At 71.6% G+C, this 23,995-nt stretch carries 19 protein-coding genes, 1 tRNA gene and 2 pseudogenes; 8 read left to right on the top strand and 14 right to left on the bottom strand.

What is annotated here, in order from left to right; genetic code table 11:
* Positions 1-165: 165 nt before the first annotated feature.
* A complete protein-coding gene (locus WBG99_RS21555; protein ID WP_338897856.1) occupies positions 166-1,470 on the top strand; it encodes a class I SAM-dependent methyltransferase in 1,305 nt (434 codons plus the stop codon).
* Between the two features lie 122 nt (positions 1,471-1,592).
* Here WBG99_RS21555 and WBG99_RS21560 read toward each other — a convergent pair whose 3' ends face one another.
* The 3 genes from WBG99_RS21560 to WBG99_RS21570 all read right to left on the bottom strand — a co-directional run bounded on the left by WBG99_RS21560 (position 1,593) and on the right by WBG99_RS21570 (position 6,235).
* Complete coding sequence (locus WBG99_RS21560) at positions 1,593-4,133, bottom strand: FtsX-like permease family protein (protein WP_338897857.1); 2,541 nt, start codon at positions 4,131-4,133, stop codon at positions 1,593-1,595.
* 109 nt (positions 4,134-4,242) lie between these two features.
* Positions 4,243-5,376, bottom strand: a complete 1,134-nt coding sequence (locus tag WBG99_RS21565) for an IS630 family transposase (RefSeq protein ID WP_338896412.1) — start codon at positions 5,374-5,376, stop codon at positions 4,243-4,245.
* Positions 5,377-5,464: 88 nt separating this feature from the next.
* Positions 5,465-6,235: an ABC transporter ATP-binding protein gene (locus WBG99_RS21570; protein WP_338897858.1), complete on the bottom strand. Its 771-nt coding sequence runs from the start codon at positions 6,233-6,235 to the stop codon at positions 5,465-5,467.
* A 520-nt stretch (positions 6,236-6,755) separates the two neighbouring features.
* Here WBG99_RS21570 and WBG99_RS21575 point away from each other — a divergent pair.
* Positions 6,756-6,838, top strand: a tRNA-Leu gene (locus WBG99_RS21575).
* Between the two features lie 341 nt (positions 6,839-7,179).
* The gene (locus tag WBG99_RS21580; RefSeq protein ID WP_338897859.1) at positions 7,180-8,058 is read left to right on the top strand and encodes a Bax inhibitor-1/YccA family protein; all 879 of its coding nucleotides are present in this window, start codon (positions 7,180-7,182) and stop codon (positions 8,056-8,058) included.
* Positions 8,059-8,147: 89 nt separating this feature from the next.
* Here WBG99_RS21580 and WBG99_RS21585 read toward each other — a convergent pair whose 3' ends face one another.
* A complete protein-coding gene (locus WBG99_RS21585; RefSeq protein ID WP_338897860.1) occupies positions 8,148-8,378 on the bottom strand; it encodes a DUF4287 domain-containing protein in 231 nt (76 codons plus the stop codon).
* Between the two features lie 103 nt (positions 8,379-8,481).
* Between WBG99_RS21585 and WBG99_RS21590 the strand changes: the two genes are divergently transcribed.
* Positions 8,482-8,793, top strand: a complete 312-nt coding sequence (locus tag WBG99_RS21590) for a hypothetical protein (protein ID WP_338897861.1) — start codon at positions 8,482-8,484, stop codon at positions 8,791-8,793.
* Positions 8,794-8,916: 123 nt separating this feature from the next.
* Here the strand turns inward: WBG99_RS21590 and WBG99_RS21595 are convergent, their stop codons facing one another.
* The 3 genes and pseudogenes from WBG99_RS21595 to WBG99_RS21605 all read right to left on the bottom strand — a co-directional run bounded on the left by WBG99_RS21595 (position 8,917) and on the right by WBG99_RS21605 (position 12,633).
* Positions 8,917-9,699 carry a hypothetical protein gene (locus WBG99_RS21595; protein WP_338900427.1) on the bottom strand — a complete coding sequence of 261 codons (783 nt, stop codon included), beginning with the start codon at positions 9,697-9,699 and terminating at the stop codon, positions 8,917-8,919.
* Between the two features lie 292 nt (positions 9,700-9,991).
* On the bottom strand, positions 9,992-11,212 hold the full coding sequence (locus WBG99_RS21600; protein WP_338897862.1) for an acetyl-CoA C-acetyltransferase: 1,221 nt from the start codon (positions 11,210-11,212) through the stop codon (positions 9,992-9,994).
* 195 nt (positions 11,213-11,407) lie between these two features.
* Positions 11,408-12,633: pseudogene (locus tag WBG99_RS21605) on the bottom strand (SGNH/GDSL hydrolase family protein).
* A 26-nt stretch (positions 12,634-12,659) separates the two neighbouring features.
* Here WBG99_RS21605 and WBG99_RS21610 point away from each other — a divergent pair.
* Positions 12,660-14,054 carry a cystathionine beta-synthase gene (locus WBG99_RS21610; RefSeq protein WP_338897863.1) on the top strand — a complete coding sequence of 465 codons (1,395 nt, stop codon included), beginning with the start codon at positions 12,660-12,662 and terminating at the stop codon, positions 14,052-14,054.
* A gap of 355 nt (positions 14,055-14,409) precedes the next feature.
* Here the strand turns inward: WBG99_RS21610 and WBG99_RS21615 are convergent, their stop codons facing one another.
* A complete protein-coding gene (locus WBG99_RS21615; protein WP_338897865.1) occupies positions 14,410-14,856 on the bottom strand; it encodes a hypothetical protein in 447 nt (148 codons plus the stop codon).
* Positions 14,834-15,556: pseudogene (locus WBG99_RS21620) on the bottom strand (proline racemase family protein); the annotation flags it as partial. The pseudogene WBG99_RS21620 and the gene WBG99_RS21615, both read right to left, overlap by 23 nt.
* Positions 15,557-15,911: 355 nt before the next feature.
* Between WBG99_RS21620 and WBG99_RS21625 the strand changes: the two are divergent.
* Together WBG99_RS21625 and WBG99_RS21630 are read left to right on the top strand one after the other, a co-directional pair.
* Positions 15,912-16,772: a MurR/RpiR family transcriptional regulator gene (locus WBG99_RS21625; RefSeq protein WP_338900428.1), complete on the top strand. Its 861-nt coding sequence runs from the start codon at positions 15,912-15,914 to the stop codon at positions 16,770-16,772.
* Between the two features lie 108 nt (positions 16,773-16,880).
* Positions 16,881-17,447, top strand: a complete 567-nt coding sequence (locus WBG99_RS21630) for a hypothetical protein (protein WP_338897867.1) — start codon at positions 16,881-16,883, stop codon at positions 17,445-17,447.
* Positions 17,448-17,813: 366 nt separating this feature from the next.
* On the opposite strand, the gene WBG99_RS21635 is transcribed toward WBG99_RS21630, so the two are convergent.
* From WBG99_RS21635 to WBG99_RS21655, 5 genes are all read right to left on the bottom strand, one after another.
* The gene (locus WBG99_RS21635) at positions 17,814-18,188 is read right to left on the bottom strand and encodes a hypothetical protein (protein WP_257544620.1); all 375 of its coding nucleotides are present in this window, start codon (positions 18,186-18,188) and stop codon (positions 17,814-17,816) included.
* 16 nt (positions 18,189-18,204) lie between these two features.
* On the bottom strand, positions 18,205-18,801 hold the full coding sequence (locus tag WBG99_RS21640; RefSeq protein ID WP_338897870.1) for a roadblock/LC7 domain-containing protein: 597 nt from the start codon (positions 18,799-18,801) through the stop codon (positions 18,205-18,207).
* A gap of 37 nt (positions 18,802-18,838) precedes the next feature.
* The gene (locus WBG99_RS21645) at positions 18,839-19,834 is read right to left on the bottom strand and encodes a hypothetical protein (protein WP_338897871.1); all 996 of its coding nucleotides are present in this window, start codon (positions 19,832-19,834) and stop codon (positions 18,839-18,841) included.
* On the bottom strand, positions 19,831-20,229 hold the full coding sequence (locus tag WBG99_RS21650; protein WP_338897872.1) for a hypothetical protein: 399 nt from the start codon (positions 20,227-20,229) through the stop codon (positions 19,831-19,833). The genes WBG99_RS21645 and WBG99_RS21650 overlap by 4 nt, the downstream gene beginning before the upstream one ends.
* Positions 20,230-20,597: 368 nt before the next feature.
* Entirely contained in the window at positions 20,598-22,019 is a 1,422-nt protein-coding gene (locus WBG99_RS21655; protein WP_338900430.1) for a diaminopimelate decarboxylase, read from the bottom strand.
* Between the two features lie 157 nt (positions 22,020-22,176).
* Here WBG99_RS21655 and hutU point away from each other — a divergent pair, with 157 nt between their 5' ends.
* Positions 22,177-23,907 carry a urocanate hydratase gene (gene hutU / locus WBG99_RS21660; RefSeq protein ID WP_338897874.1) on the top strand — a complete coding sequence of 577 codons (1,731 nt, stop codon included), beginning with the start codon at positions 22,177-22,179 and terminating at the stop codon, positions 23,905-23,907.
* The last annotated feature ends 88 nt before the right edge of the window (positions 23,908-23,995 follow it).

Below are 23,995 nucleotides of genomic sequence, written 5' to 3' on the forward strand. Positions count from 1 at the left end.
CGGGACGCCGGGGTTGTTTCGACAGGTGCGGACGCGGGTGGTGCGAGCAACGCTCACACACCCGCAGCCGAACAACACACCTCACGGCGGGACTACGGCGAAGCCCCGCCGGTGTTTACGTTGGCGTTGGACAATCCGGGATCTCTCGTCACGGAGGTGCGCGCCATGCAGGACGCCGCGTCGCGGCTGAAGGCCCTGTTCGAGCAGGTGTTGGGGACCCCGCTCCCGGTCCGGCTGCGGGCCTGGGACGGATCGGCGGCCGGCCCGCCGGAGGCCCCCGTACTGGTGGTACGGAACCGCAGGGCCCTGCGCCGGCTGCTGTGGAAGCCGGGCGAGCTGGGCCTGGCCCGCGCCTGGGTCGCCGGGGACCTCGGCGTCGAAGGGGACCTGTACGCCGTACTGGATCTGATGGCCGGACACGTGTGGGAGCGGGACGACGACGCCCGGAGTCTCACCGAGGTCCTGCGCGACCCGGATGCGCGGGCGGCGGTCAGGGGACTGCTGAAGCTGGCCGGGCCCGCCGTCCTCCTCCCGCCCGAACCGCCTCGCGAGGAGGTCCGAACCAACCGCCACCGGCACACCAGACGCAGCGACAGACGGGCCGTCAGCCACCACTACGACGTGGGCAACGACTTCTACGAGCTCGTGCTCGGCGAGTCGATGGTGTACTCCTGCGCCTACTGGGCGGCCTCCGACGGCAGCACCACCCTCGAAGCCGCCCAGCACGACAAGCTCGACCTGATCTGCCGCAAACTCGGCCTGGCCCCGGGCCGCCGGCTCCTCGACGTCGGCTGCGGCTGGGGCTCCATGGCCGTGCACGCCGCCCGCGCGTACGGCGTGCGCGTCGTCGGCGTCACCCTCTCCCAGGAACAGGCCGCGTACGCCCGTAAGCGCGTAGCCGAGGAGGGACTGACCGACCGCGTCGAGATCCGCGTCCAGGACTACCGCGACGTCACCGACGGCCCCTTCGACGCGGTCTCCTCCGTCGGCATGGCCGAACACGTCGGCGCGGACCAGTACCTGGAGTACGCGGAGAATCTGTACAGGCTCCTCGCCCCCGGAGGGCGGCTCCTCAACCACCAGATCTCCCGGCGCCCGCAGCGCGACGAGAGCACGTACGCCGTCAACGGCTTCATCGACGCGTACGTCTTCCCGGACGGCGAACTCGCCCCTGTCGGCACCACCGTCACCCAGCTCGAACGCGCCGGGTTCGAGGTCCGCGACGTGGAGTCCCTCCGCGAGCACTACGCCCTCACCCTGCGCGCCTGGGTCACCAACCTCGAAGCCCGCTGGGGGCAGGCGGTCGGCCTCGTCGGACCCGGCCGCGCCCGCGTCTGGCGGCTCTACATGGCCGCCTCCGCCCTCGGCTTCGAAGGCAACCGCATCGGCGTCAACCAGGTGCTGGCCGTGCGGCCCACGGAAGGGGGTGCGTCGGGGCTGCCGCTCAGGGCCCGGACCTGGGCCGCCTGACCGACCGTACGGGGCGTGGAGCGGCCACGTGCGCGCCCCCACGCACGCATACGGGCGTGGGCGGGCCCCCGTTCCTCGCCGGAACGGGGGCCCGCCCACTGACTTCCTCGCACCCTCCGGGGCTACTCCGACTTGATCGCCGTCAGCATGTTCAGCTTCGCCGCGCGGCGGGCCGGCCACAGAGCGGCCAGGATGCCGACCGTGGCGGCCAGGAGGAGGAAGACGGCCAGCCGGGCCCAGGGCAGGACCAGTTCGTACGTCGGCATCCTGGTGGCGAGCAGTTCGCCGACGGCCCAGCCGAAGAAGACACCGAGGCCGATGCCGAGGACACCGCCGAACAGGGAGATCACCAGGGACTCCAGACGGACCATCCGCTTGATGCCCCGCCGGTCGAGACCGATCGCGCGGAGCATGCCGATCTCCTGGGAGCGCTCGAAGACGGACATGGCGAGGGTGTTGACGACACCGAGGACGGCGACGATCACGGCCATGGCCAGCAGGCCGTACAGCATGTTCAGCATCAGGGTGAACATCCGCGCGATGTCCGCGGAGACGTCCTCGCGGTCCTGGACCCGGATGGCCGGATTCTCGCCGAGGGCGCGCTCCAGCCGGTCCTTGGCGGCGGCCGAGGCGCCGCCCGAGGTCTTGACCATGACCGTCATGTCGGCCGGGTCCGCCGAGGCCGGCAGCCGCTCGCCGAGCGTCCTGTTGTCCACGAGGACGCCCCGAAACAGCTCGTTGCCCCGGTAGACCCCGGCGACCGTCAGCCGCTGCCTCTCGCCGCCCCGGAACCCGGCGGTGACCTGCGAACCGGACTCCCAGCCGCGCCGCGCGGCGGTGTCCGCGTCCACGACCACGTCCGCGCCGCCGACCTCGAACGCGCCGTCGTCGACGGTGAGGTCGACGAGGTCGCCGAAGACCGCGCCGTTGACGCCGGTGAGGTACTCGGTCTCACCGTCGACGCGGGACTCGGCGTTGCGCAGCGGCGAGACCGCCGTGACGCCCTCGGTGGCGGCGAGCGTCTTCTCCACGTCCGGGGAGAGGAAGTTGCCGTTGGCCATCGAGACCACGTAGTCCGCCTTGATCGCGTCGGCGGCCATCTTGTCGATGGACGTCTGCAGACTGCCCGCCATCACCGTCATACCGGTGATCAGCGTCAGACCGATCATCAGCGCCGAGGCGGTGGCGGCGGTGCGGCGCGGATTGCGTACGGAGTTCTGCCGGGCGAGCTTGCCGGAGACCCCGAAGACCCGCAGGACGGGCGCCGCCGCCGCGACCAGGGGGCGGGAGAGGAGAGGCGTGAGGACGAAGACGCCGATGATCAGGAGCACCGCGCCGACGCCCATCGGGGCCTGCCCGTCCGAGCCGTCCATCGTCGTGGCGTACAGGACGGTGGCGGTGCCCGCGCCGGCGAGCAGAGCGCCGGTCGAGTTCCGTACGACGAGCGACTTGGCCGTCGCCTTCGCGTGCACGCTGCTCATCGCGGCGACCGGCGGGATCTTCGCCGCGCGGCGTCCCGGCAGCCAGGCGGCCAGCACGGTGATCAGTACGCCGACCAGCAGGGCGCTGACGACCGTGCCGCCGGAGATCACCAGCGGGCCGTCGGGGACGGTCGCGCCGAGCATCGCCATCAGCGACCGCATCGCCGCGCCGATGCCGACACCGGCGGCGAGACCGGTGACCGCGGCGACCGCGCCGACCACGAACGCCTCGGTCAGCACCGAACGCGTCACCTGGCGGCGGGAGGCGCCCACCGCGCGCAGCAGCGCCAGCTCTCTGGTGCGCTGGGCGACCAGCATGGTGAAGGTGTTGGCGATGGTGAACGTGCCGACGAAGAGCGCGATCCCGGCGAAGACCAGCAGCGCGTTCTTCATGCCACTCATCTCCGCGGCGATCTGCGCGGCCTGGTCGTCGGCGAGCTGCCGGCCGGTGGTGGTGCGGGCGGTGTCCTCGGGGAGGATCTTCTCGATGGCCGACTGCAGCTCGGCCTGGCTGGTGCCGGCCGCCGCCGTCACGTTGATCGCGTCGTACTCGCCGTCCCTGTGGAAGAGCCGCTGCGCGGTCGCCGTGTCGAACAGGGCGAGGCTGCCGCCGGCGGCCACGTTGCCGTCGTCCGTGGTGAAGATCGCGGTGATGGTGGGGGTGAGGACCGGCCCGTCGACGGACAGGCGGATCGTGTCGCCCACCTCGTACCCGGCCCGCTTCGCGGTCGCGGAGTCGATGGCTGTCTCGTTCTCGCCCCGGGGGGCACGGCCACCGTTCTTGATCGGATACCGGGGGTCGTTCGTGCCCCAGTAGTTCCCGCCCTGCGACTGGAAGCCGCCGCCGATCAGCTTGCCGTCCTTGTCGGCGAGCGCGGTGAACCCGCTCACCACACCCGTCGCGGACTCGGTGCCGGGCGCCCGCTCGACCTTGTTCAGCAACTCGGGCGTCAGCTTCGGCTGTTCGGCGACGCGGTCGCCCTCGCCCGGCCGGTACCCCGCCTCGATCGCGACGTCCACGTGGTCGAAGCCCTTGGCCGAGCTCTTCTGGAACGCGTCCGAGATGCTGTTGGTGAAGACCAGCGTGCCCGACACGAAGGCGACGCCGAGCATCACCGCGAGCACGGTCATCAGGAGCCTGGCCTTGTGTGAGAGCACGTTGCGCAGGGCGGTACGGAACATGAGGGGATCCCTGTTTCGGGGTCGGGAAGCGACGGTGGGTGGCCGCGAGGGCGACGTGAGGGAGGCGCGGCTCCGGTGCGAACGTTGCCTTCGCGGCGCTAGTGCCGGATCAGGCAATGTTTGCCCTGTCGACGACGGCGCGTAGGCGTCGGTCGTCGGCATGGCGGTTTCGCCAGATGATGTAGCGGCGGATCATGCTGCCCTGTTCCTTGTGGTCGGCATGGTCGGTGCCGTCGAGGGTGAAGTAGCGCAAAGCGGTGAACTGGGCCTCGACGCGGTTGAGCCACGAGGAGTTCGTCGGGGTGTAGGCGATCTCGACGTTGTTCGCCGCCGCCCAGGTGCCGACCCGCTGGCACTTCTTCGTGGTCAGATGCGGGGAAAAGTTGTCGCAGACGATCGCGATGCGGACACCGGCCGGGTAGAGGGTGCGCAGGTAGCGGCAGAACTCCAGGAACTGAGTGCGTCGCTTGATGGGCTTGATGTGGCCGTAGAGCTTGTCCTTGGCCAGGTCCAGAGCGGCGAACAGGTGCCGCACCCCGCCGTAGCGGTTGTAGGTCGCCCGCCGACGACGACGTGGTTCACGGTCGGGGTCCTTGTACTTGCCGCCGCGTTCGGCCCACTGCCGGCCAGGGTGGGGCATCAGGTTGAGCGGCCCGAACTCGTCCAGACAGAAGACGACTTCGGGCTCGCCCTCCTCGGGTATGACCTCGCCGTCGGCGATGGCATACAGGTGCTCGACGCGTGCCTTCTTGGCCGCGTAGTCCGGGTCGCGGGAGGTCTTCCAGGTCTTCAGGCGTTGAAAGGAGACGCCTTCCTCGCGGAGCAGGATGCGAAGGCCCTCGTGGCTGATGTCGTCGACCACCCCCTCGGCGACCAGGAAGTCCGCCAGCTTGGTCAGACTCCAGGTCGAGAACGGCAGGTCGTGCTCGGCGGGCTTGGACTTGGCGATCTTCTTGATCTCGCGACGCTCGGGCAATGTGAACGTCTTGGGCCGGCCGCCCTTGTACTTCGGATACAGCGACTCGAAGCCGTCGGTGTTGAAGTTGTGGATCACATCGCGGACCCGGTCGTCGCTGGTGAACGACACCTCGGCAATCTTCGCCACCGGCATGCCCTGCGCGGACAGCAGCACCATCTGGGCCCGCCGCCAGGTCACCACCGACCCAGTCCCCCTGCGGATGATCCGCAGCAGCCGTCTGCCCTCGTCGTCATCGATCTCACGCACGCGTACTCGTTCTGCCACCCGGACAGAGTGACGGACACGCGCCGCCCGACACAGCACCCGGACGACGCGTCACATCACAACAGGGCAAACGTTCCCTGCTACGGCACTAGCTCGTGCGGGCCTTGGTGTCGAACCGCTTCATGCGGTCCAGGACGGAGTCCGCCGTCGGCTCGTAGAACTCGTCGACGACGCGCCCGTCGGCGAGGAAGATGACGCGGTCCGCGTACGCCGCGGCCACCGGGTCGTGCGTCACCATCACCACGGTCTGCCCCAACTCCCGTACGGAGTTGCGCAGGAAGCCCAGCACCTCGGCCCCCGAGCGCGAGTCGAGGTTCCCGGTCGGCTCGTCCCCGAAGATGATGTCCGGCCGCGAGGCGAGCGCCCGCGCCACCGCGACGCGCTGCTGCTGGCCGCCGGAGAGCTGCGCGGGCCGGTGGCTCAACCGGTCGGCCAGGCCCACCATGTGGATCACGGTGTCCAGCCACCGCTTGTCCGGCTTGCGGCCCGCGATGTCCATCGGGAGGGTGATGTTCTCCAGCGCCGTCAGCGTCGGCAGCAGGTTGAACGCCTGGAAGATGAAGCCGATCTTGTCCCGGCGGAGCCTGGTGAGCTGCTTGTCCTTCAGCGAGCCCAGCTCGGTCTCACCGATGCGTACGGACCCGGCCGAGAAGGTGTCCAGGCCTGCCACGCAGTGCATCAGCGTGGACTTGCCGGAACCCGAAGGGCCCATGATCGCGGTGAACCGGGCCTGCCGGAAGTCCACGGTGACCTGGTCCAGGGCGACGACCCGGGTCTCTCCCTGTCCGTAGACCTTCGACAGTTCCGTGGCGCGGGCGGCCACGGCGGTGGACCGGTCGGCGAGGGGAGTGGTGGTCACGGGTGGGAACTCCTGTCGGGAGGAAGGCGTTTTGGGGTGTTCGGAAGGGCCGTGAGCGAGCCCGGGCGGGTCGAGGACGCGTCGAGGGGCGTGCCGGAGGCCGTACGAGGAACGACTCCATCGTCGGTGCCGAGGAGGGCCGTGTAGTCAGCCGCTGTTCCGGTTCCGGGGGGCGACTTCGGTCGCACGGGCGGACGGCGCGTCATACCCGGGGATGACGGCCGGACTTCGGGCGCGTCAGGGGCGGCACGATCGGTGTGCTCCGCACGCCCTGACCGACACGAGTCACCGTGTCACCGCCCGTATCGGCGGTGGGCCACGTGTTCGGGCGGTGAAATTCCGTCATTCCGCATACGCCCGGCCGTGCCGTCCGAAAGCCTGTTGGCAAGTGCTGATGGACTGTTCCGCGGGCTGATGCACCCTCAGACGTCAATAAAATAAGACAACATCGGTCCGCTCTTCGGCTGTTCGGGGGAAGGGTCCCGATAGGCTCGGAAGCTCAGCGCGGAGCCCATGGCCTGCCCGGATGGTGGAATGCAGACACGGCGAGCTTAAACCTCGCTGCCCCTCGCGGGCGTACCGGTTCAAGTCCGGTTCCGGGCACCTCCGATCAAACTCGCGCAAACCCCTCCATCCCGTCACGTATGCCTCATTCCGACGGCACGCGCTCCCTATACCACGGGCGCGCCGAGCCCTCTCGTCGGAGACGACCGGACGGTTCTGACGGCACCTCGGCGGAGGGGGGTGGTGGTTGATCTCCGGATGGTCGCGGGCCGGTACCGGGTTGGTCATGGGGTGAGGGGGGTGGGGCGGGAAATCAGGGAGGCGCGTAGCGTGTTCGATGAACAGGGCAGGGAAAGATCCTCCCCAAGCACTAGAGGCAATCCTTTGCCTACCCATTACTCTTGAGCCAAGGCCACGCAGGGTGGCCATGGAGGAGTGAAATGAGGAGCAGCAACCCGGTCTTCTCGCGACGGGGGTTCAGCCGCGACAACGGCCACGCGGGCTTCAACACCGCGCCGCAGGCCGGGGGAGCAGCTGTCGGCACCCAGGGCACCCCCTACGCCCAGGGCGGCAACCCGTACGCGACGAACCCGTACGCCCAGCAGGACTCCCAACACGGCGCCCCGCCGCAGGCCCCGGCCACCACCGACCGGATGACGATGGACGACGTCGTCATGCGTTCGGCCCTGACGCTCGGCACGGTCGTCGTCGGCGCGGTCCTCGCGTGGGCCCTCCTGCCGGTGTCGCCCACGAGTTACGGCCTCGCCATCGGCGCCGCGCTCATCGCCTTCGTCCTGGCGATGGTGCAGGCCTTCAAGCGCAAGGCCTCGCCCGCGCTGATCCTGACGTACGCCGCCTTCGAGGGTGTCTTCCTCGGTGTGCTCAGCGAGATGTTCAACTCGCGGTGGAGCGGCGCGCCCTTCCAGGCGGTGCTCGGCACGATGGCCGTCTCCGGCGCCACCCTTCTGGTCTACCGGGCCGGCTGGATCCGGGTCACCGCGCGGTACGCCCGCATCGGCATGACCATCGCGATCGCCTTCATCCTCGTCATGGCGGTCAACCTGCTGCTCGTCGTCTTCGGGCTCGCCCCGGACGGCGGACTGCGCAGCATGGGCCCGCTCGGCGCGATCGTCGGCATCCTCGCGATCCTGCTCGGCGCGTTCTTCCTGACCCTCGACTTCAAGCAGATCGAGGACGGCATCGCCTACGGCGCCCCGCGCGAGGAGTCCTGGCTGGCCGCGTTCGGCCTCACCATGACCCTGGTGTGGATCTACATCGAGATGCTCCGCCTGGTCGCCATCTTCAGCGGGGACGACTAGAGCGCCTTCCGCCGCGCAGTGACGGCGTGACACGGTCGAAGGGCCCGCGAACCGACAGGTTCGCGGGCCCTTCGTGGTTCTCGGCGCCCTCAGCGGAGCTTCCTCGCGGCCCTCCTCAGGTCGTACTCGTGAATGATCGCTTTGGCGTGGCCGTACGCGAGGTCGTACTCGTGCCGGAGCCAGCTGACCTTCTCCTCGAAGTTGAAGAGAGCGGGGCCTTCGTCGACTTTGCGAAGCCAGTCGGAGACCTCACGACCGGTGCACTGGGGGATGCGGGCGAGCAGATTGCGGTGGGTCTCCTCGGAGAAGACTTGGGACATCGGCGCCTCCGGACGAAAGGGAATGTAAGCCGGTCCTTCAGGTCACGTTGCCTGAGCGGCGGCCCGTTGGCAACAGCCCGGCGCGGGCGCGTACTCTCGCGGCGTGCTTGATACGACGCCGTTGACCCGTGCCGTGGACCATTTCGCCGACCGGTTGCGGGCCGCTCCGCAGAGCCGGCTGCAGCGGGGCGCCGCCGCGGAGGCACTGGGGCTGGCCAGGGAGTTGGCACTGCGTGCCCAGCGGCTGGAGTCGCCCGGGGGACCCCTGCGTGAGATGCCGGACGCGGGGATGTTCGCGGCGGCGGACCAGGTCATGGTGGCCGGCAATGATCTCGCGCTCGTTCTGGTGGACGAGAGCGAGCTGGCGCAAGCCGTGGCGCTGGTGGAGGAGGCGCAGCGGCGGGCCGGGGTGTGAGATCGCGCCCAGGTGCCGTAGGAGCGTGCTCCGGCTCGTGCGTGCGGGTCGTCCGTGGTTGCCCGCGCGGGTTCCCGTGCCCCTTGGGCGGCGCTCCTGCGGCGACTGCGGCGACTGCGGCGACTACAGAGCCGCGATGACGCGGTCCGCCAGGATGTAGACCATGTCCTCGCCGCACTGGAACGTGAGGGTGTAGGCGCCGGAGATGCCCGAGCCGCCCAGGAGGACGGGGGTGTCGCCGGTGTGGAGGGCGCCGGCGAGGCGTTCGGCGGTCTCACGGTGGCCGGGGGTCATGCAGAGGGTGGTGCCGTCGGCGAAGACATAGACGTCGAGGGTGCCGAGGGGACCCGGACGGACATCGGCCAGCTCGGTGCGGGACGCGGCGAGGTCCTCCAGGCAGGCGACCGTACGCTCGTGATCGTTGGTGACCGGGGACTGCACCGGCACGAAGTCGGGGTGCGAGGGGTGGCGGCGGCGGGCCGCGGCAAGCTCCGCGGACTCCCCGGCGAACTCGTCGCCCTCCAGGCTCGGCTCGATCACCGGCTCCAGGTGCTCCAGACCCGCGAAATCGGACTGCCGGGGCAGGAACAGGTCACTGTCGGGCAGACCCAGCAGCGAGGGCGCGTCGGAGACGTCACGGGCCTCCTGGGCGGCCCAGAAAGCCCGCGCCTCGGCCAGCTCCCGCTCCCGCTCCTCGGCGAGCGCCTCCGCGACGGCGGCGCGTATCTCCTCCGTGTCGGCGGCCGGACGGGCGGCCGGCACCAGGGCGCGCGCGCCCGCCGTCCGGCTCTCGGCGAGCTCGGCGCGCAAGGCGGCGACCTGCCGGCGCAGACCCGTGAGGGTGCGCAGGACGGCCACGCCCACGGCGGCGGTGGCGGCCGTGGTGAGCAGCAAGGCGATCGGCATAGCGCTCACTGACGTACTCCCGGTTCAAGGTCGACCCCGACTTCCTACATCAGCTTGAAGGGCGGACTAACCAGCTGTCAGTGCGTAACGTCACGAAACGGGCAGGATCCTACCCCCGGTGTTTGCTGGTGAAACGACTCTGACCTGCGCACATCCCTCTCCGGAGGGAGATAGGTCACATCCTGGGGGAGATTGGATCACAAAACGGCCCGGAGCCCCGTGGATTCCGGGGCTCCGGGCCGCAGCATCACCGCGCGCTCGTATGGCTACGGACGCGTGCGGTGCGGACCGGTCAGCTGAGGCGCTCGATGACCATCGCCATGCCCTGGCCGCCGCCGACGCACATCGTCTCCAGCCCGAACTGCTTGTCGTGGAACTGGAGGGAGTTGACGAGCGTGGCGGTGATCCGGGCGCCGGTCATGCCGAAGGGGTGACCGACGGCGATGGCGCCGCCGTTCACGTTCAGCTTGTCCAGCGGGATGTTCAGGTCGCGGTAGGAGGGGATCACCTGAGCGGCGAAGGCCTCGTTGATCTCGAACAGGTCGATGTCGTCGACGGTGAGGCCCGCGCGCGACAGGGCCTGCTTCGACGCCTCCACCGGGCCGTAGCCCATGATCTCGGGGGAGAGGCCGGAGACGCCCGTCGAGACGATCCGGGCGAGAGGTGTGAGGCCGAGCTCGCGCGCCTTGGTGTCCGACATGATCACCAGGGCCGCTGCGCCGTCGTTCAGCGGGCAGCAGTTGCCGGCGGTGACCAGGCCGTCCTCGCGGAAGACAGGCTTCAAGCCCTGTACGGCCTCCAGGGTGACGCCCGCGCGCGGACCGTCGTCCTTGGCGACGACCGTGCCGTCGGGCAGTGTCACCGGGGTGATCTCACGCTCCCAGAAGCCGTTCCCGACGGCCTCCTCGGCGAGGTTCTGCGAGCGGACGCCGAACTCGTCCATGTCCTGCCGGGTCACACCCCACTGGCGGGCCAGGTTCTCGGCGGTCTGCCCCATCGCGATGTACGGGTCGGGGAGCAGGCCGTCCTCGCGCGGGTCGTGCCAGGAGGTGCCGACCGACTTGGAGACGGCCTCCGTGCGGGCCTCCGCCTCGGCGAAGAGGGGGTTGTGGGTGTCGGGCAGGCCGTCGCTGGTCCCCTTCACGCTCCGGGACACCGTCTCGACACCGGCCGAGATGAAGACGTCGCCCTCGCCCGCCTTGATGGCGTGCAGGGCCATGCGGGAGGTCTGGAGGGAGGAGGAGCAGTAACGGGTGATCGTGCAGCCCGGCAGGTGGTCCATGCCCAGCTGCACGGCGACGATCCGACCCAGGTTGTGTCCCGCCTCGCCGCCGGGGAGGCCGCAGCCCAGCATCAGGTCGTCGATGTCCTTCGGGTCCAGCTCCGGGACCTTCGCGAGGGCCGCCTCGATGATCGTGGCGGTCAGGTCGTCGGGGCGCAGGTCCTTCAGCGAGCCCTTGAAAGCGCGGCCGATGGGGGAGCGGGCGGCTGAGACGATCACGGCTTCGGGCATCACGGCTCCATGTTCAAAAGGTGCGGCGCGCAGCGCCTCGTCTGTGGGGCGGTGGCGGGCGACGGGCAGGAGTACGGAAAGCGGGACTGCTGGGGAAGTTACCCGTACGTATGGGCCGGGTCACGGACCTGGGGGTGTGACTCCGGCCGCACTTTTCTAAGCGCTTGCTTTTTGGGTTGGCGGGTGCCCTGGAGCTCAGGCGCCCGGCTGCGCCTCCGCGGCGGCGTTCGGCGCGGGGTCCGACACCGGCACCCTCCGCCGCCGACGCCGCTTCAGCAGAGCCCAGGGCCCACGCGGCCCCGTGGGCATCGCGGCCGTCACCTCGGTGCCGGCCTCGGACGCCGCCTCGGCGGCGGCACGTGCCACCGGCAGGAACCCCTCGCGGCGGCTGACGTCCGGCCGCTCCTCCTCCGCCGGCCACAGCCCCAGCGCCGCGCAGACCGTCGGCAGGAGGGCCATCGCCGCGGTCGCGTACCCCTCGGCGGAGGGGTGGTAGTTGTCGGGGCCGAACAGTTCGCGGGGGTTCTGTTCGAACTCGGGTCCGAGAAGGTCGCCCAGGGAGACCGTGCGGCCCCCCTGCTCGACGGCGCCGATCGTCTGGGCGGCCGCCAGCTGCCGTGAGGCCCGGCGGGCGAGCCAGCGCAACGGCTGCTGCACGGGCTCGATGGTGCCGAGGTCGGGACAGGTGCCGACCACCACCTCCGCACCGGCGGTCCGCAGTCGCCGTACCGCCGCCGAGAGGTGGCGGACCGAGCGGGTCGGGGCATCCGGTGGGTCACGTCGTTCGCGCCGATCATGATCACGCAGACGTCGGGGACCTGCGCCGGGTCCTCCAGGACCAGCGCCACCTGCCGGTCCAGGTCGTCGGACTGGGCGCCCGGCAGCGCGACGTTGCGCAGCCGCACCGGGCGCTCGGCCACCGCCGCGAGCCCCGAGGCGAGGAGCGCCCCCGGCGTCTGCCGGGACCGGTGCACACCCTGGCCGACGGCGGTGGAGTCGCCGAGCATGACGAGCCGGAGCGGGGGTTCGCCGGGGACGTCGTACGAACTGCCGTACGCGCCGTAGGAGCCGTACGTACGGCCGTAGCGGCTGCCGTACGCGTGGCCGTACAGGCCCTCCGCGCTCGGCGGGTGCGGGCTGTGCCCGTTGCCCACGTGGCGCTTGGCCATCCGCACCTCGGCCAGCAGCACACCCACGGCCGCCGCACCGACCAGCCCGATGCCGCCACCGCCAAACGCCGCGCCCGCCGCGATGCGCCGGGCCACCCTCGCCCTAGACATGCTCGACATGCGTCGCCGCCACCTCCTCGTACCGGTACAACCACTCATTGCCCCGTACCGGCCCCCGGCCAATCCCGACCGGTGAGGAACGGGGAGAGAAGAGTGAGGGCGGGGCTTAGGCTGGCGGGACATCACGGCCATCCCTTTTTGCAGCTCCGGAGACAACGGTGCAATTCCACGACTCGATGATCAGCCTCGTCGGCAACACCCCGCTGCTGAGGCTCAACAGCGTGACCGAGGGTATCCAGGCGACCGTCCTGGCCAAGGTCGAGTACTTCAATCCCGGCGGTTCCGTGAAGGACCGCATCGCGCTGCGCATGATCGAGGCGGCGGAGAAGAGCGGCCGGCTGCGGCCCGGCGGCACCATCGTCGAGCCGACCAGCGGAAACACGGGTGTGGGGCTCGCCATCGTCGCCCAGCAGAAGGGGTACAAGTGCATCTTCGTGTGCCCCGACAAGGTGAGCACCGACAAGATCAATGTGCTGCGGGCCTACGGGGCCGAGGTCGTCGTCTGCCCCACGGCCGTCGCTCCCGAGCACCCCGACTCGTACTACAACGTCTCGGACCGGCTGGTCCGTGAGACGCCCGGTGCCTGGAAGCCCGACCAGTACTCCAACCCCGACAACCCGCTCTCCCATTACCACTCGACCGGCCCTGAGCTGTGGGAGCAGACGGAGGGGAGGATCACCCACTTCGTGGCGGGCGTGGGCACCGGCGGGACCATCTCCGGCACGGGCCGCTATCTGAAGGACGCCAGCGACGGCGGGGTCCAGGTCATCGGCGCCGACCCCGAGGGGTCCGTGTACTCGGGCGGGTCCGGACGGCCGTACCTCGTCGAGGGCGTCGGCGAGGACTTCTGGCCGACCGCGTACGACCGGACCGTCGCCGACGAGATCATCGCCGTGTCGGACAAGGACTCCTTCCAGATGACCCGGCGGCTGGCCAAGGAGGAGGGCCTGCTCGTGGGCGGCTCCTGCGGCATGGCCGTCGTCGCGGCGCTGAGGGTCGCCGAGCGGCTCGGCGAGGACGACGTGGTGGTCGTCCTGCTGCCCGACAGCGGACGCGGCTACCTGAGCAAGATCTTCAACGACGAGTGGATGGCCGACTACGGGTTCCTGGAGGACGAGGGGCCGAGCGCACGCGTCGGCGACGTCCTCAGCCACAAGGAGCACGGCGCCATCCCCTCCCTCGTCCACATGCACCCGGACGAGACGGTCGGCCAGGCGATCGAGGTGCTGCGCGAGTACGGCGTCTCGCAGATGCCGATCGTGAAGCCGGGCGCCGGTCACCCGGACGTCATGGCCGCCGAGGTGGTCGGGTCCGTCGTCGAGCGGGAGCTGCTCGACGCCCTGTTCACCCAGCGGGCCTCGCTCGGCGACCCGCTGGAGAAGCACATGTCCGCGCCCCTGCCGCAGGTCGGTTCCGGTGAGCCGGTCGGCGACCTGATGTCCGTGCTCGGCTCGGCGGACGCGGCGATCGTGCTGGTCGAGGGCAAGCCGACGGGTGTGGTCAGCCGGCAGGACCTGCTCACGTTCCTCGCCAAGGGCGGGGCGAAGCAGTAGGAAAACGGAAGGAACCACGTCAAGCGGCCCACCGAGTCGAAGATTTGTGCGTGTCGCGCGTCTGGCTTCGCAGAAGTGGTACCCCCGCGTCACGTCCGCGCAGCACCCGCTTAACACGGCTCCGGCACATTGGTGGCTGTCGGCAGGGCGGGAGCGGCTCCCCGCCCGGGCCGACGACGAAAACGGCGCCAAGGATCTCCGGAGCGGCTCCCGGGCCTCCCTGGACGCCATGGACGCGCAAGTCCGGCCCTGGCCGGCCCCCGCGTCCCTCGCGGGGACCGCCGTCGTCCCGCCCCCCGTCACACGGGGGTGCGGCGGTCCCCGCGCACCCCCGTCCCGCCGGACCCCGCCGGGACTACTCCTCCCGGTCCGGGTCCCCGGCCCTGCCCCGGCGCCGGAGCGGGTTCGGTGCACCACGCAGGGCCCACGCCACGTTCACGGCCACGATGCCCGCCCAGGTGACGAAGAGTCCCGGGAGGTCGGCGACGCCGCCGCCGATGCCGGACAGGGGGATGGCGGCGACGAGGGAGACGACGCCGAAGCCGTAGCGCTCGCCCCAGGTGTCGGTGGACCTGGGGGAGCTGGTGCCGCGGGCCACCACCATCTGCTGCTCGGCGACCTGCCGCCGGACCCGGCGTTCGACCGCGCCGTCGATGCGCTGGTCCACCTTCTCCAGGAACGACTCGACGAGCGCCGACTCGTAGTCGTCGCCCAGTTCTCTCCGGGCGTGCAGGGTGGCGGCGAGTTCCTTCTTCAGCTCGGCGTCCTTGAGCTGTGCGTCACGGGCGTCCATTCCGGTCATGCTGTTCACGGTAGGGAGCCGGGGGGTGCCTGGCACTGGGGATAGCCCCCCTGTTCGCACGCCGGTGAGAGCGGCGGACGTACTGGCTGAACGCGGTGATCCAGCCACGTCCGCTGATCGTCGGCCGCACGGCTTCGTAGCGGCCGGTCCGGGTGGTGTCCAGGAGGGTGCCGGTAAAGGTGGTGCCGATGATCGACTCGTGGACGAACGGGGTGTAGAGCGCGAGTTCGCCCCGGGCGTGCAGCGCGGCCATACGGCCGCTGGTGCCGGTGCCGCACGGGGAGCGGTCCAGGGTGCCGGTCCAGGTCGCCGGGTCGGCGAGGTCCACCTCGCCGTTCGGCAGGACGACCGTGTTGCGGCCGGAGACGCCCGGCGTCGGGGAGGGGCCGTGGAGCATCGTCAGGGAGATCTGGTTGATGCCCGGACTGAGCGGGTGGCTGACCGGGAACTGCCGCTGGGCGGGGGCGCGCAGTACCGCTCCGGCGCGGGCGGTCTCCTTGGCGGCGCCGGTTTCCAGGCGGACGCCGAGGTCGGCGGCGCGTGCCTGGACGTAGAACTGCCCGCCGCAGACGATGTCGACCGGCACGGGCCCGTACTCGGGCAGGTCCAGGACGTGGTCGGGGGCGAGGGCGGTCATCGAGATGATCGCCCAGCGAAAGCGCGGCGTGCAGGCGTCCGAGGCCTGAACGGTTCCGTTCCCTCTCCCACAGGGCGGACTTCCCCGGGAACACCCCGCAGGCGAAGCCCCACCAGGCCGGCGACCTCAGTCGGCGGAGACCTGTTCACGGTCCTTCACGCGCTCTGCTTTCCAGCGTCCGCTCTCGGCCGGCTTCTCCTGTCCGGCATCTCTCTTGCTCGGGCTGTATAACCTCATGCAGAGTTCTCGGTGGCTGAATAGTGTCGTGTCCGCCCGGGCCGAGGAGGCTGCGGGTGATGTCGTGCGGCTCGCCGACGGGCCCGCGCGGCCCGTGCCCGGCACGGCGGCCGTACTGCTCGACCGATTCACCGAGATCTGGACGGACGTCCAGGCGGACCCGCTGAGGGGGGAACGCGTCATGAACCCGGACAAGGGCACGGGCGGGACGGACAGTCCCGCCGCGCGGCTGCAGGCGCTCTTCGAGGGGCACCGGCTGACGCCCACCCAGCGGCGTATCGCCCACAGCATGGTGCGGCGGGCGGCGGACGTGCCGTTCCTGTCGAGTGTGGAACTGGCGGAGCTGGCCGGGGTCAGCCAGCCGTCCGTGACACGCTTCGCGGTGGCGCTGGGCTTCGACGGCTACCCGGCGCTGCGCCGGCATCTGCGGGACGTCGCGCCCGCCGAGCCGGTCGCGGACACCACCGCGTACAACGAGTACCAGCAGGCCGTCCAGGCCGAGATCGAGAACCTGCGGCATCTGGCCGAGGTGCTCGCCGACCCGGCCCCGGTGACGCGGGCCGGGCGGCTGCTGGCCGCGTCCCGGCCGCTGCCGGTGCTCGGCCTGCGGGCCGCGGCCTCCCAGGCGTACGGCTTCGCGTACTTCGCCGCCAAGGTCCACCCCGACGTACGGCTGCTGCACGAGGGCGGCAGCATGCTCCACGACCGTGTCGACGCGGCGGTACGGGCGGGCGCGACGGCCCTGCTCTGCTTCGCGCTGCCCAGGCATCCGCGCGAGGCCGTCGACGCCCTGGCGTACGCGAAGGAGGCGGGGCTCTTCGTCGTCACGGTCGCCGACTCCGCCTTCGCGCCCGTCGCCAAGGTCTCCGACCTGCTCCTGCCCGCCGCCGTCGGCACCGGGCTCGCCTTCGACACCGCCTGCGCCCCGATGCTGCTGGGCCGCGTGCTCCTGGAGGCCATGTGCGACGACCTGCCGGAGGCGCAGGCCCGCCTGGAGGAGTTCGACGCGCGGGCCGCGACGCGGGGGCTGTTCGTGGAGTAGTGCGTCCGGCCGGGGGCGGGCCGGGTGATTCTCAGGCGCGTTTCACGTTCGCTGGCTATCGTGCCGGGCGACTGTCGTACGACCTTGGAATGACGGGAGGCGTGGAGCGTGGCGCGCGGAGGGCAGGGGCTGGCCCGGGTGGCCGTCGTGGTGCGGGCCGGGGCGGCGCCGTTGTGGTGGCTCGGAGCGATCGCGGCGGGGATCGGGGTGGTGCCGTCGGGGGTGACCGGGCGGCGGATCGGGGTGCTGGCCGGGGCCGTGCTGTTCGTCGTCGCCGCCGGTGCGGTGGCGTGGGCGCGGCGCGACCGGTACCTCGCGTCGGCGCGCGGAGCCGCGCGAGCCGGCAAGCACGACGTCCTCCAGGATCGCGCCGTGACCCTCCGCGCCTGGCGCCGGGGCCACCGCTGGCGGCTCCTCCTCGCCTTCGCCGCAGCCCTCGGCTCCTCCTTCGCCGTCCCCGCGGCGGGCGGTCTCCTTCTCGCCGGCCTCGCCACCGGCCTCCACCTCAAGGCCGCCTGGCTCGGCCGCCGTGAACTGGCCACCGGCCGGCTCTTCTGGGTCCGCGTCGACCGGCTCTCCGCCCGGGGAGGAAGCCCGGCGGGCAAACGCGTGGCCGGCTACCGGGTGACCGGCATCGGCGCGGGGGACGCGGGGCCCGGGGGTGGGCGGCGGTAGGGGGCGTCGTTCCGGTCCGGTCCCGAGGTGTTGTCCCGGCCGTGGCGTCAGGACCCGCCGCGCGCCCGGAGGACCAGTTCGCTTCACCGGAGGTTCGGTGACACGGGCACGGGCACGGCTCGCGAGGCGCACATGGGGCGCGCCGGGCTCAGGCGGTGCGCAGGGTCCGCTTCGCGAGCTCGTACGCCGGGAGCGTCTCCTGGTGTCGGCCAGCAACGCCACCTGCGCCAGCACCGTCGTCCCCCGACCGCTCTTCCCACGGTCTCGCCCTCCCCTTCTCGGTCCAGGGCGGACACGCTAGCCCAGGCGCACGGCCGGGCGGCGCTCCCCGGGTGGGGTGCGCCGCCGTACGCGGGGCTCGCGGCGCTAGACCTCCAGCTCCGCCTCGATCCGCTTCAGTTGGTGCCTGGCCATGGCCAGGTTGGCCCGCTTGGAGTCGAGGACCAGGTAGAGGAAGAGGCCGTTGCCGCCGCGACCGGTGAGCAGGCGGATCAGGTGGTACGCGTCGGACAGGGTGATCAGGATGTCCTCGATCTCGCCCTTGAGCCCGAGGTGTTCCATGGTGCGCAGCTTGGCGCGGACGACATCGGTGTTGCCGGCGGCGGCCACGGTGAGGTCGAACCCCTTGCTGCCGCCGATCGTGCCGAGTGCCATGCCGCTGGTGTAGTCGACCAGGGCGGCGCCGGTCGCGCCCTCGATGGACGCGAGGGCCTCTTTCAATGCGGTCTCGGTGTTGGCCATGGTGTGCGGTGTCCTTTCAACTCTCACTGGTGGTAGGTGTGTTCGGAGTGGTTCGGGGGGTGGTGCGCGGGGCGGTGGGGCGGGGGGTCCGGCGGGGCATGGTCGACCTGACCGTGGCCTTGGCCGGTGTCTCGGACGAGGGCGTGATCGGGGCCGTGGTCGGGGCCGCGTCGGCGGTCTTCGCCACCGACCGGGCCGGGTTCCCGGGGGGCGCCTTGGCCGCGACCGCGTCGGTCGGCGGGGGCAGGGCGTCCACCAGTTCACCGATCCGGCCGCCGGTGCGGCGGCCCTCCAGGTGCAGCCGACCCACGTTGACCCGGTCCTGCGCCAGCAGCGTCAGCACGGCGGAGGAGCCGGCCGCGTATGTCGCCACATAGCCGTGGTCGCCGCGCAGCAGCAGTTCGCGGAGTTCACCCCGGCCGGCGGCGTCCGTCATCCGTACGGCGACGCCGAGCGCGGCGGCGGTGAGCGCGGCCAGGCCTTCCGGTTCCACGCCGGGGGTGTCGTGGGCGAGCACCAGCCCGTCCACGCTGGCCGCGAGCACGCCGGTCAGCTGGGGTACACGGGCCCTCAACCGGTGCAGTTCGTCGAGGACTTCGGCCTCCGCGGCCATGAGCTGTCTCCTCTCGGCGGGACGTTCCCGCTGCCGCTCAAAGGGCCTCCAGCGCATCCCTGAGCCTTTGCAGTAGGGCGATCTCGGGGTCGTCTGTGACGGTGAGCGGCCAAAGCGGGGCGGGAGCGGGGGCCTGGCCGCCGCCTCCGCCTTCGCCTTCGACTGGGACGTGGCCCGGGCGGGCTGAGGACGGGATGTGAATCGGAGGGGCCGGGAACGGGGCGTGCGGAGGGGCCGAGGACAGGGCGTGGCCCCCTCGATGGGCGGTCGGTCTCCGCGGGTCACTCGCCGGGTCGTGCGGCGGGTCGCCCGCCGGGCCGTGCGGCGGGGCTGTGCGGACGAGGCCCGCCGCCGCCAGGCGCCGGACGTCGACCAGCGTGTGGAAGGCGGGGCGCCCCAGGGCCAGGGATATCTCGGCGGCCGTGCGGGCGCCGTCGACCTTGCCGAGTACGGCTCCCTGACGGGCCGGAACCGGTGGGCCGTAGAGGTCGGCCGTCCTGATCAGAGGGGCGTCGTCCGTCGCCGGGTCGGGCCAGATACGGTGCAGCAGGTCGCGGCGGCGCCGGGCCTCGCGCTCCACGACGGCCACCGGCACCGGGCGGATCGAACCCAGCCAGTGCGCGGCCCCGTGACGGAAGCTGGCCGGCGCACCGCTCGGGCCCAGGACGAAGTACGCCGCGTCGAAGAGCGCCCCGGCGTGGCACAGCTCCAGCGCGCCCCGCGCGACCCGGCCGCTGTCCACGAGAAACCGTCCGACCCGCAGCCCGGCCCCGGCCGTGTCGACCGCCTCCCGCCAGTCGGCGGTGTCCAGGATGCCGCCGGTGGTGAGCAGCACGTCCAGTCCCGGGGAGCGGGGGCTCTCGGCGTGCACGACCGCGCCCTCGGACAGATACAGCGCACCGCTCTCGCGCAGCAGTACACCGGTGGCCCGCTCGGCGGCGAGCCGGCTCAGCGCGGAGGAGACGGCCTGCCGGGTGGGCGCCTCGCGCACCGGCAGCGGGGGCGCGGGCGCCGGTGTGGTGATCACGCTCATGCCAGCACCAGCCGTCCCGCCATCTCGCCGAGCCGGATCCGGGCCAGCGCGAGGTTGCCGTCCGTACGGGCCAGCCACAGGTGCAGGAACACACTGCTGTCGAACGTCGTCGGCACGAACCGCAGCACGTGGTATGTGTCCCGGCCGCTGACGATCAGGTCCTCGACCGGCAGATCCGCCCCGGACCAGTCCGAACCCGCCTCCGGCGCGAACGCCCGGTGCTCCGCCGCGAGCCGCGCCAGCTCCGCGGCCTCGGCCGCCGTCGTCTCGTGGTCACCGCCGGGCGCCTCCCCGACCGTGCCCAGCGCCAGCCCGCTGGTCCAGTCGACCACCGCGGCGCCCAAGGCACCGGGCAGCCTCATGGCCTCCACCAGACACTCGTCGATTCCGGGCACCGTGGCTCCCCCTCCTGCCTGCGGTTCGGCTGAGTGACGCAGACGCTACGCAACGTGTGCACGAGGAGTGAGGGATCCGGCATTTTCCAGCGGAACATGCGGACGGGCGACTAAGGTAGGTCAGCTTGCCCGGTTTTCACCGCTGTTGGGCGCCCGGACGCCAGCTGGCGCGCTGAGCTGGGGATATGTGAGCGCTCCGCACACCTGGCTCGGACGCCGAGGCCGGGCGTCATCCGTCCGGAGGGCTTGCGGGGCGCGCAAAGGGGGCAGTCGCCACTACCGGGCGCCCCCGGGGGCGCGGGGCGCTGCGCGATCAACCGCAGACAACCCCGGCCGCCGCACGACAGTTCACCGAACTGTCGGGTGACTCAAAGCCCCAGAAGGCCCGACCTCTCCACTCCCCCAGCCTCCGCCACGATCTCCTCCGCGCTCTGCGCCCTGCGCACGACCGCGAACCGCGTCTCCCCCTCGCCGGGGGCGTATCCGTAGATCCCGGGCCGGGGCAGAGAGTTGTACCCATAGTGGTGCGCGAAGTAATACGCGCCGGTGTCCAGCACGGCCGCGTAGTCCCCCGGCTCGAACGGCGGCAGCGCCCGTCCCTCCGCGAGCAGATCCCCCGCGAAACAGGCCGGTCCGGCCACGTCCTGCAGCACCGCCGACCCCTCCTTCACGCGGCCCTCCCCGTCGTACGCCGCGATCCTGAGCGGCCAGGCCCCCGGCGCGTACACCGTCCGCGTCGCCACCTGCACCCCCGCGTGGGTGACCGCGACGGCCCGCCCGCCCGCGCTCTTCGTGTACTCCACCCGCGCGAGAATCGTCCCGTGCTTCGCGAGCAGCGACCGTCCGAACTCGGTGACCAGCCCGTACCGCCCGTCGAACAACCCCGGCACCGCCTCCGCCAGCAGCCGCGCGTACTGCTCGTACGTCGGTGTCGCCGCCTCCGACGCGAAGTTCACCGGCAGCCCGCCGCCGATGTCGATCGTGTCGATCTGCCGCCGTCCGATCCGCCGGTTGATCTCCTCGGCCAGCTCGTACGTCTCGGTGATCCCCCGTGTCATCAGCGACAGCGGCATGCCCTGCGACCCGGTGTGCGCGTGCAGCCGGCTCAGCCAGGGGCGGTCCAGATACGCCCGAACGACCCACTCCCGGGCGCCCTCGTCCCGCAGTGCCACCCCGAACTTCGACGTGGCCGTCGCCGTGGACAGCGCGTCGATCGTGCCGCCGCCGACCTGCGGGTTGACCCGGATCCCGAGCGGGGAGCGGGTGGTGGCCGACCGTACGAGCGCGTCGACACGGTCCAGCTCCTGCGGATTGTCGGCGTTGACCGCGATGCCCAGGGCCAGCGCCTCCCGCAGCTCGGCCAGGGTCTTGGCGGGGGAGTCGAGCACGGTCCGCTGCGGCGGCACCCCGGCCGCCCGCGCCAGGGCCAGCTCGCCGGCGCTCGCCACCTCCGCGCCGATGCCCGCCTCGCGCAACAGCCGCAGCACGGGCACGAGCGGCGTCGCCTTCACCGCGAACGCGTGCAGTACGGGTGTGCCGGGCGCCGTCACCGCGTCGAACGCCCTCCGCAGCGCTCCCGCCGAGGCCCGGATCCCGGTGACGTCGAGGAGCCCGACCACCGGGGTGCCGGAACCGAGCAGCCCCTGCTCCACCGCCGCCCGCACGGCCTCGTCCCGCCGGGCGGCCCGCTCGTCGTCCGTGTCGTACAGCCGCAGCGTGCGCTCGCCGTCCCCCACGTCCCGCCGTGCGGCGGGCCTCTCCCCACCGGCCCCGTCCGTCACGTCTCCCATCCGGTCCCCCGTTGTCGTGTCGTCGTCCGAACCCATGCGGCCAGTGTGTCCAGCCAGACACCCGCCGCACGCCGTCACTGGCCGTACGGCTGTATTGACTAGCTCTATTCATGGAGACAGGATGTGAATAGTTGCTGTAAAGCGAGGAGGCAGACCAGTGTCAGGACCCCGCCCGCCCGTCTCCCACCACCCTCAACCACAGCCCTACGGGCCGCCCCCTCGTCCTGTCCGAGCGCCGCGCGGTACGGAACTCAGCGCCCTGGGCTGGCAGCAGGAAGCCGCCCTGCGCATGCTCCAGAACAACCTCGACCCCGAGGTCGCCGAGCACCCCGACAAGCTCGTCGTCTACGGCGGCACGGGCAAGGCCGCCCGCGACTGGCGCTCCTTCGACGCGATGGTCCGCACCCTGAGGACCCTCAAGCAGGACGAGACCATGCTCGTGCAGTCCGGCCGCCCCGTCGGCGTCATGCAGACCCACGAGTGGGCGCCCCGCGTCCTCATCGCCAACTCCAACCTCGTCGGCGACTGGGCGAACTGGGAGGAGTTCCGCCGTCTGGAGGCCCTCGGCCTCACCATGTACGGGCAGATGACCGCCGGCTCCTGGATCTACATCGGCACCCAGGGCATCCTCCAGGGCACCTACGAGACCTTCGCCGCCGTCGCCGCCAAGAAGTTCGACGGCACCCTCGCGGGGACCATCACCTTGACGTCCGGTCTCGGCGGCATGGGCGGCGCCCAACCGCTCGCCGTGACGATGAACGACGGTGTGGTGATCTGCGTCGACTGCGACCCCCGCGCGATCGAGCGCCGCATCGGGCACCGGTACCTGGACGTGAAGGCCGACTCGCTCGACCACGCCCTCCAACTGGCGGTGGAGGCCCGTGACGCCCGCCGTCCGCTCTCCATCGGCGTCCTCGGCAACGCCGCCGAACTCGTCCCCCGGCTTCTCGCGATGGGCGCCCCCATCGACATCGTCACGGACCAGACCTCGGCCCATGACCCGCTCGCGTATCTGCCGGTGGGCGTCGACTTCGACGACATGGCGTCGTACGCGGCGAAGGACCCGGCCGGGTTCACGGCCCGCGCGCGTGAGTCGATGGCCCGGCACGTCGAGGCCATGGTCGGCTTCCTGGACGCCGGTGCCGAGGTCTTCGACTACGGCAACTCCATCCGTGGCGAGGCCCGACTCGCCGGGTACGAGCGGGCGTTCGCCTTCCCCGGGTTCGTCCCGGCCTACATCCGGCCGCTGTTCTGCGAGGGCAGGGGTCCCTTCCGGTGGGCGGCCCTCTCCGGCGACCCCGCCGACATCGCCAGGACCGACCGGGCGATCCTCGACCTCTTCCCCGAGGCCGAGTCGGCTCAGAACGCGTCCCTGCACCGCTGGATCAGGATGGCCGGCGAGCGGGTGCACTTCCAGGGCCTCCCGGCCCGCATCTGCTGGCTCGGCTACGGCGAGCGGGACAAGGCGGGCGAACGCTTCAACGACATGGTCGCCTCCGGTGAGCTGGCCGCGCCGCTCGCCATCGGCCGCGACCACCTCGACTGCGGTTCCGTCGCCTCCCCCTACCGCGAGACCGAAGCGATGCTCGACGGCTCCGACGCGATCGCCGACTGGCCGCTGCTGAACGCGATGGTCAACGTGGCGTCGGGGGCGTCCTGGGTCTCCCTGCACCACGGGGGCGGCGTCGGCATGGGCCGCTCCATCCACGCCGGCCAGGTGACCGTGGCCGACGGTACGAAGCTGGGCGGCGAGAAGATCCGCCGCGTGCTGAGCAACGACCCCGGCATGGGCGTCATCCGGCACGTCGACGCGGGGTACGACATCGCGGAATCGGTCGCGGACGAGCGTGGTGTACGGGTGCCGATGCGCGAGGGCGGCGACACGTGACCCGGAACGGAGGGAGGCGCGGCGGGATTCCGTCGGCGGGCGCCGAGGCCTCGGCGCCACCCACGGGCCGGGCCGCGCCCACCCGCTC

Source organism: Streptomyces sp. TG1A-60 (assembly GCF_037201975.1).
Taxonomy (GTDB): domain Bacteria; phylum Actinomycetota; class Actinomycetes; order Streptomycetales; family Streptomycetaceae; genus Streptomyces.

Bases quoted from the DNA above. Each gene is read 5' to 3' on its own strand.
- WBG99_RS21555 (WP_338897856.1), top strand. From the start codon at position 166: ATGCAGGACGCCGCGTCGCGGCTGAAGGCCCTGTTCGAGCAGGTGTTG.
- WBG99_RS21560 (WP_338897857.1), bottom strand. From the start codon at position 4,133: ATGTTCCGTACCGCCCTGCGCAACGTGCTCTCACACAAGGCCAGGCTC.
- WBG99_RS21580 (WP_338897859.1), top strand. From the start codon at position 7,180: ATGAGGAGCAGCAACCCGGTCTTCTCGCGACGGGGGTTCAGCCGCGAC.
- WBG99_RS21585 (WP_338897860.1), bottom strand. From the start codon at position 8,378: ATGTCCCAAGTCTTCTCCGAGGAGACCCACCGCAATCTGCTCGCCCGC.
- WBG99_RS21595 (WP_338900427.1), bottom strand. From the start codon at position 9,699: ATGCCGATCGCCTTGCTGCTCACCACGGCCGCCACCGCCGCCGTGGGC.
- WBG99_RS21600 (WP_338897862.1), bottom strand. From the start codon at position 11,212: ATGCCCGAAGCCGTGATCGTCTCAGCCGCCCGCTCCCCCATCGGCCGC.
- WBG99_RS21615 (WP_338897865.1), bottom strand. From the start codon at position 14,856: ATGACCGGAATGGACGCCCGTGACGCACAGCTCAAGGACGCCGAGCTG.
- WBG99_RS21625 (WP_338900428.1), top strand. From the start codon at position 15,912: ATGAACCCGGACAAGGGCACGGGCGGGACGGACAGTCCCGCCGCGCGG.
- WBG99_RS21635 (WP_257544620.1), bottom strand. From the start codon at position 18,188: ATGGCCAACACCGAGACCGCATTGAAAGAGGCCCTCGCGTCCATCGAG.
- WBG99_RS21640 (WP_338897870.1), bottom strand. From the start codon at position 18,801: ATGGCCGCGGAGGCCGAAGTCCTCGACGAACTGCACCGGTTGAGGGCC.
- WBG99_RS21645 (WP_338897871.1), bottom strand. From the start codon at position 19,834: ATGAGCGTGATCACCACACCGGCGCCCGCGCCCCCGCTGCCGGTGCGC.
- WBG99_RS21655 (WP_338900430.1), bottom strand. From the start codon at position 22,019: ATGGGAGACGTGACGGACGGGGCCGGTGGGGAGAGGCCCGCCGCACGG.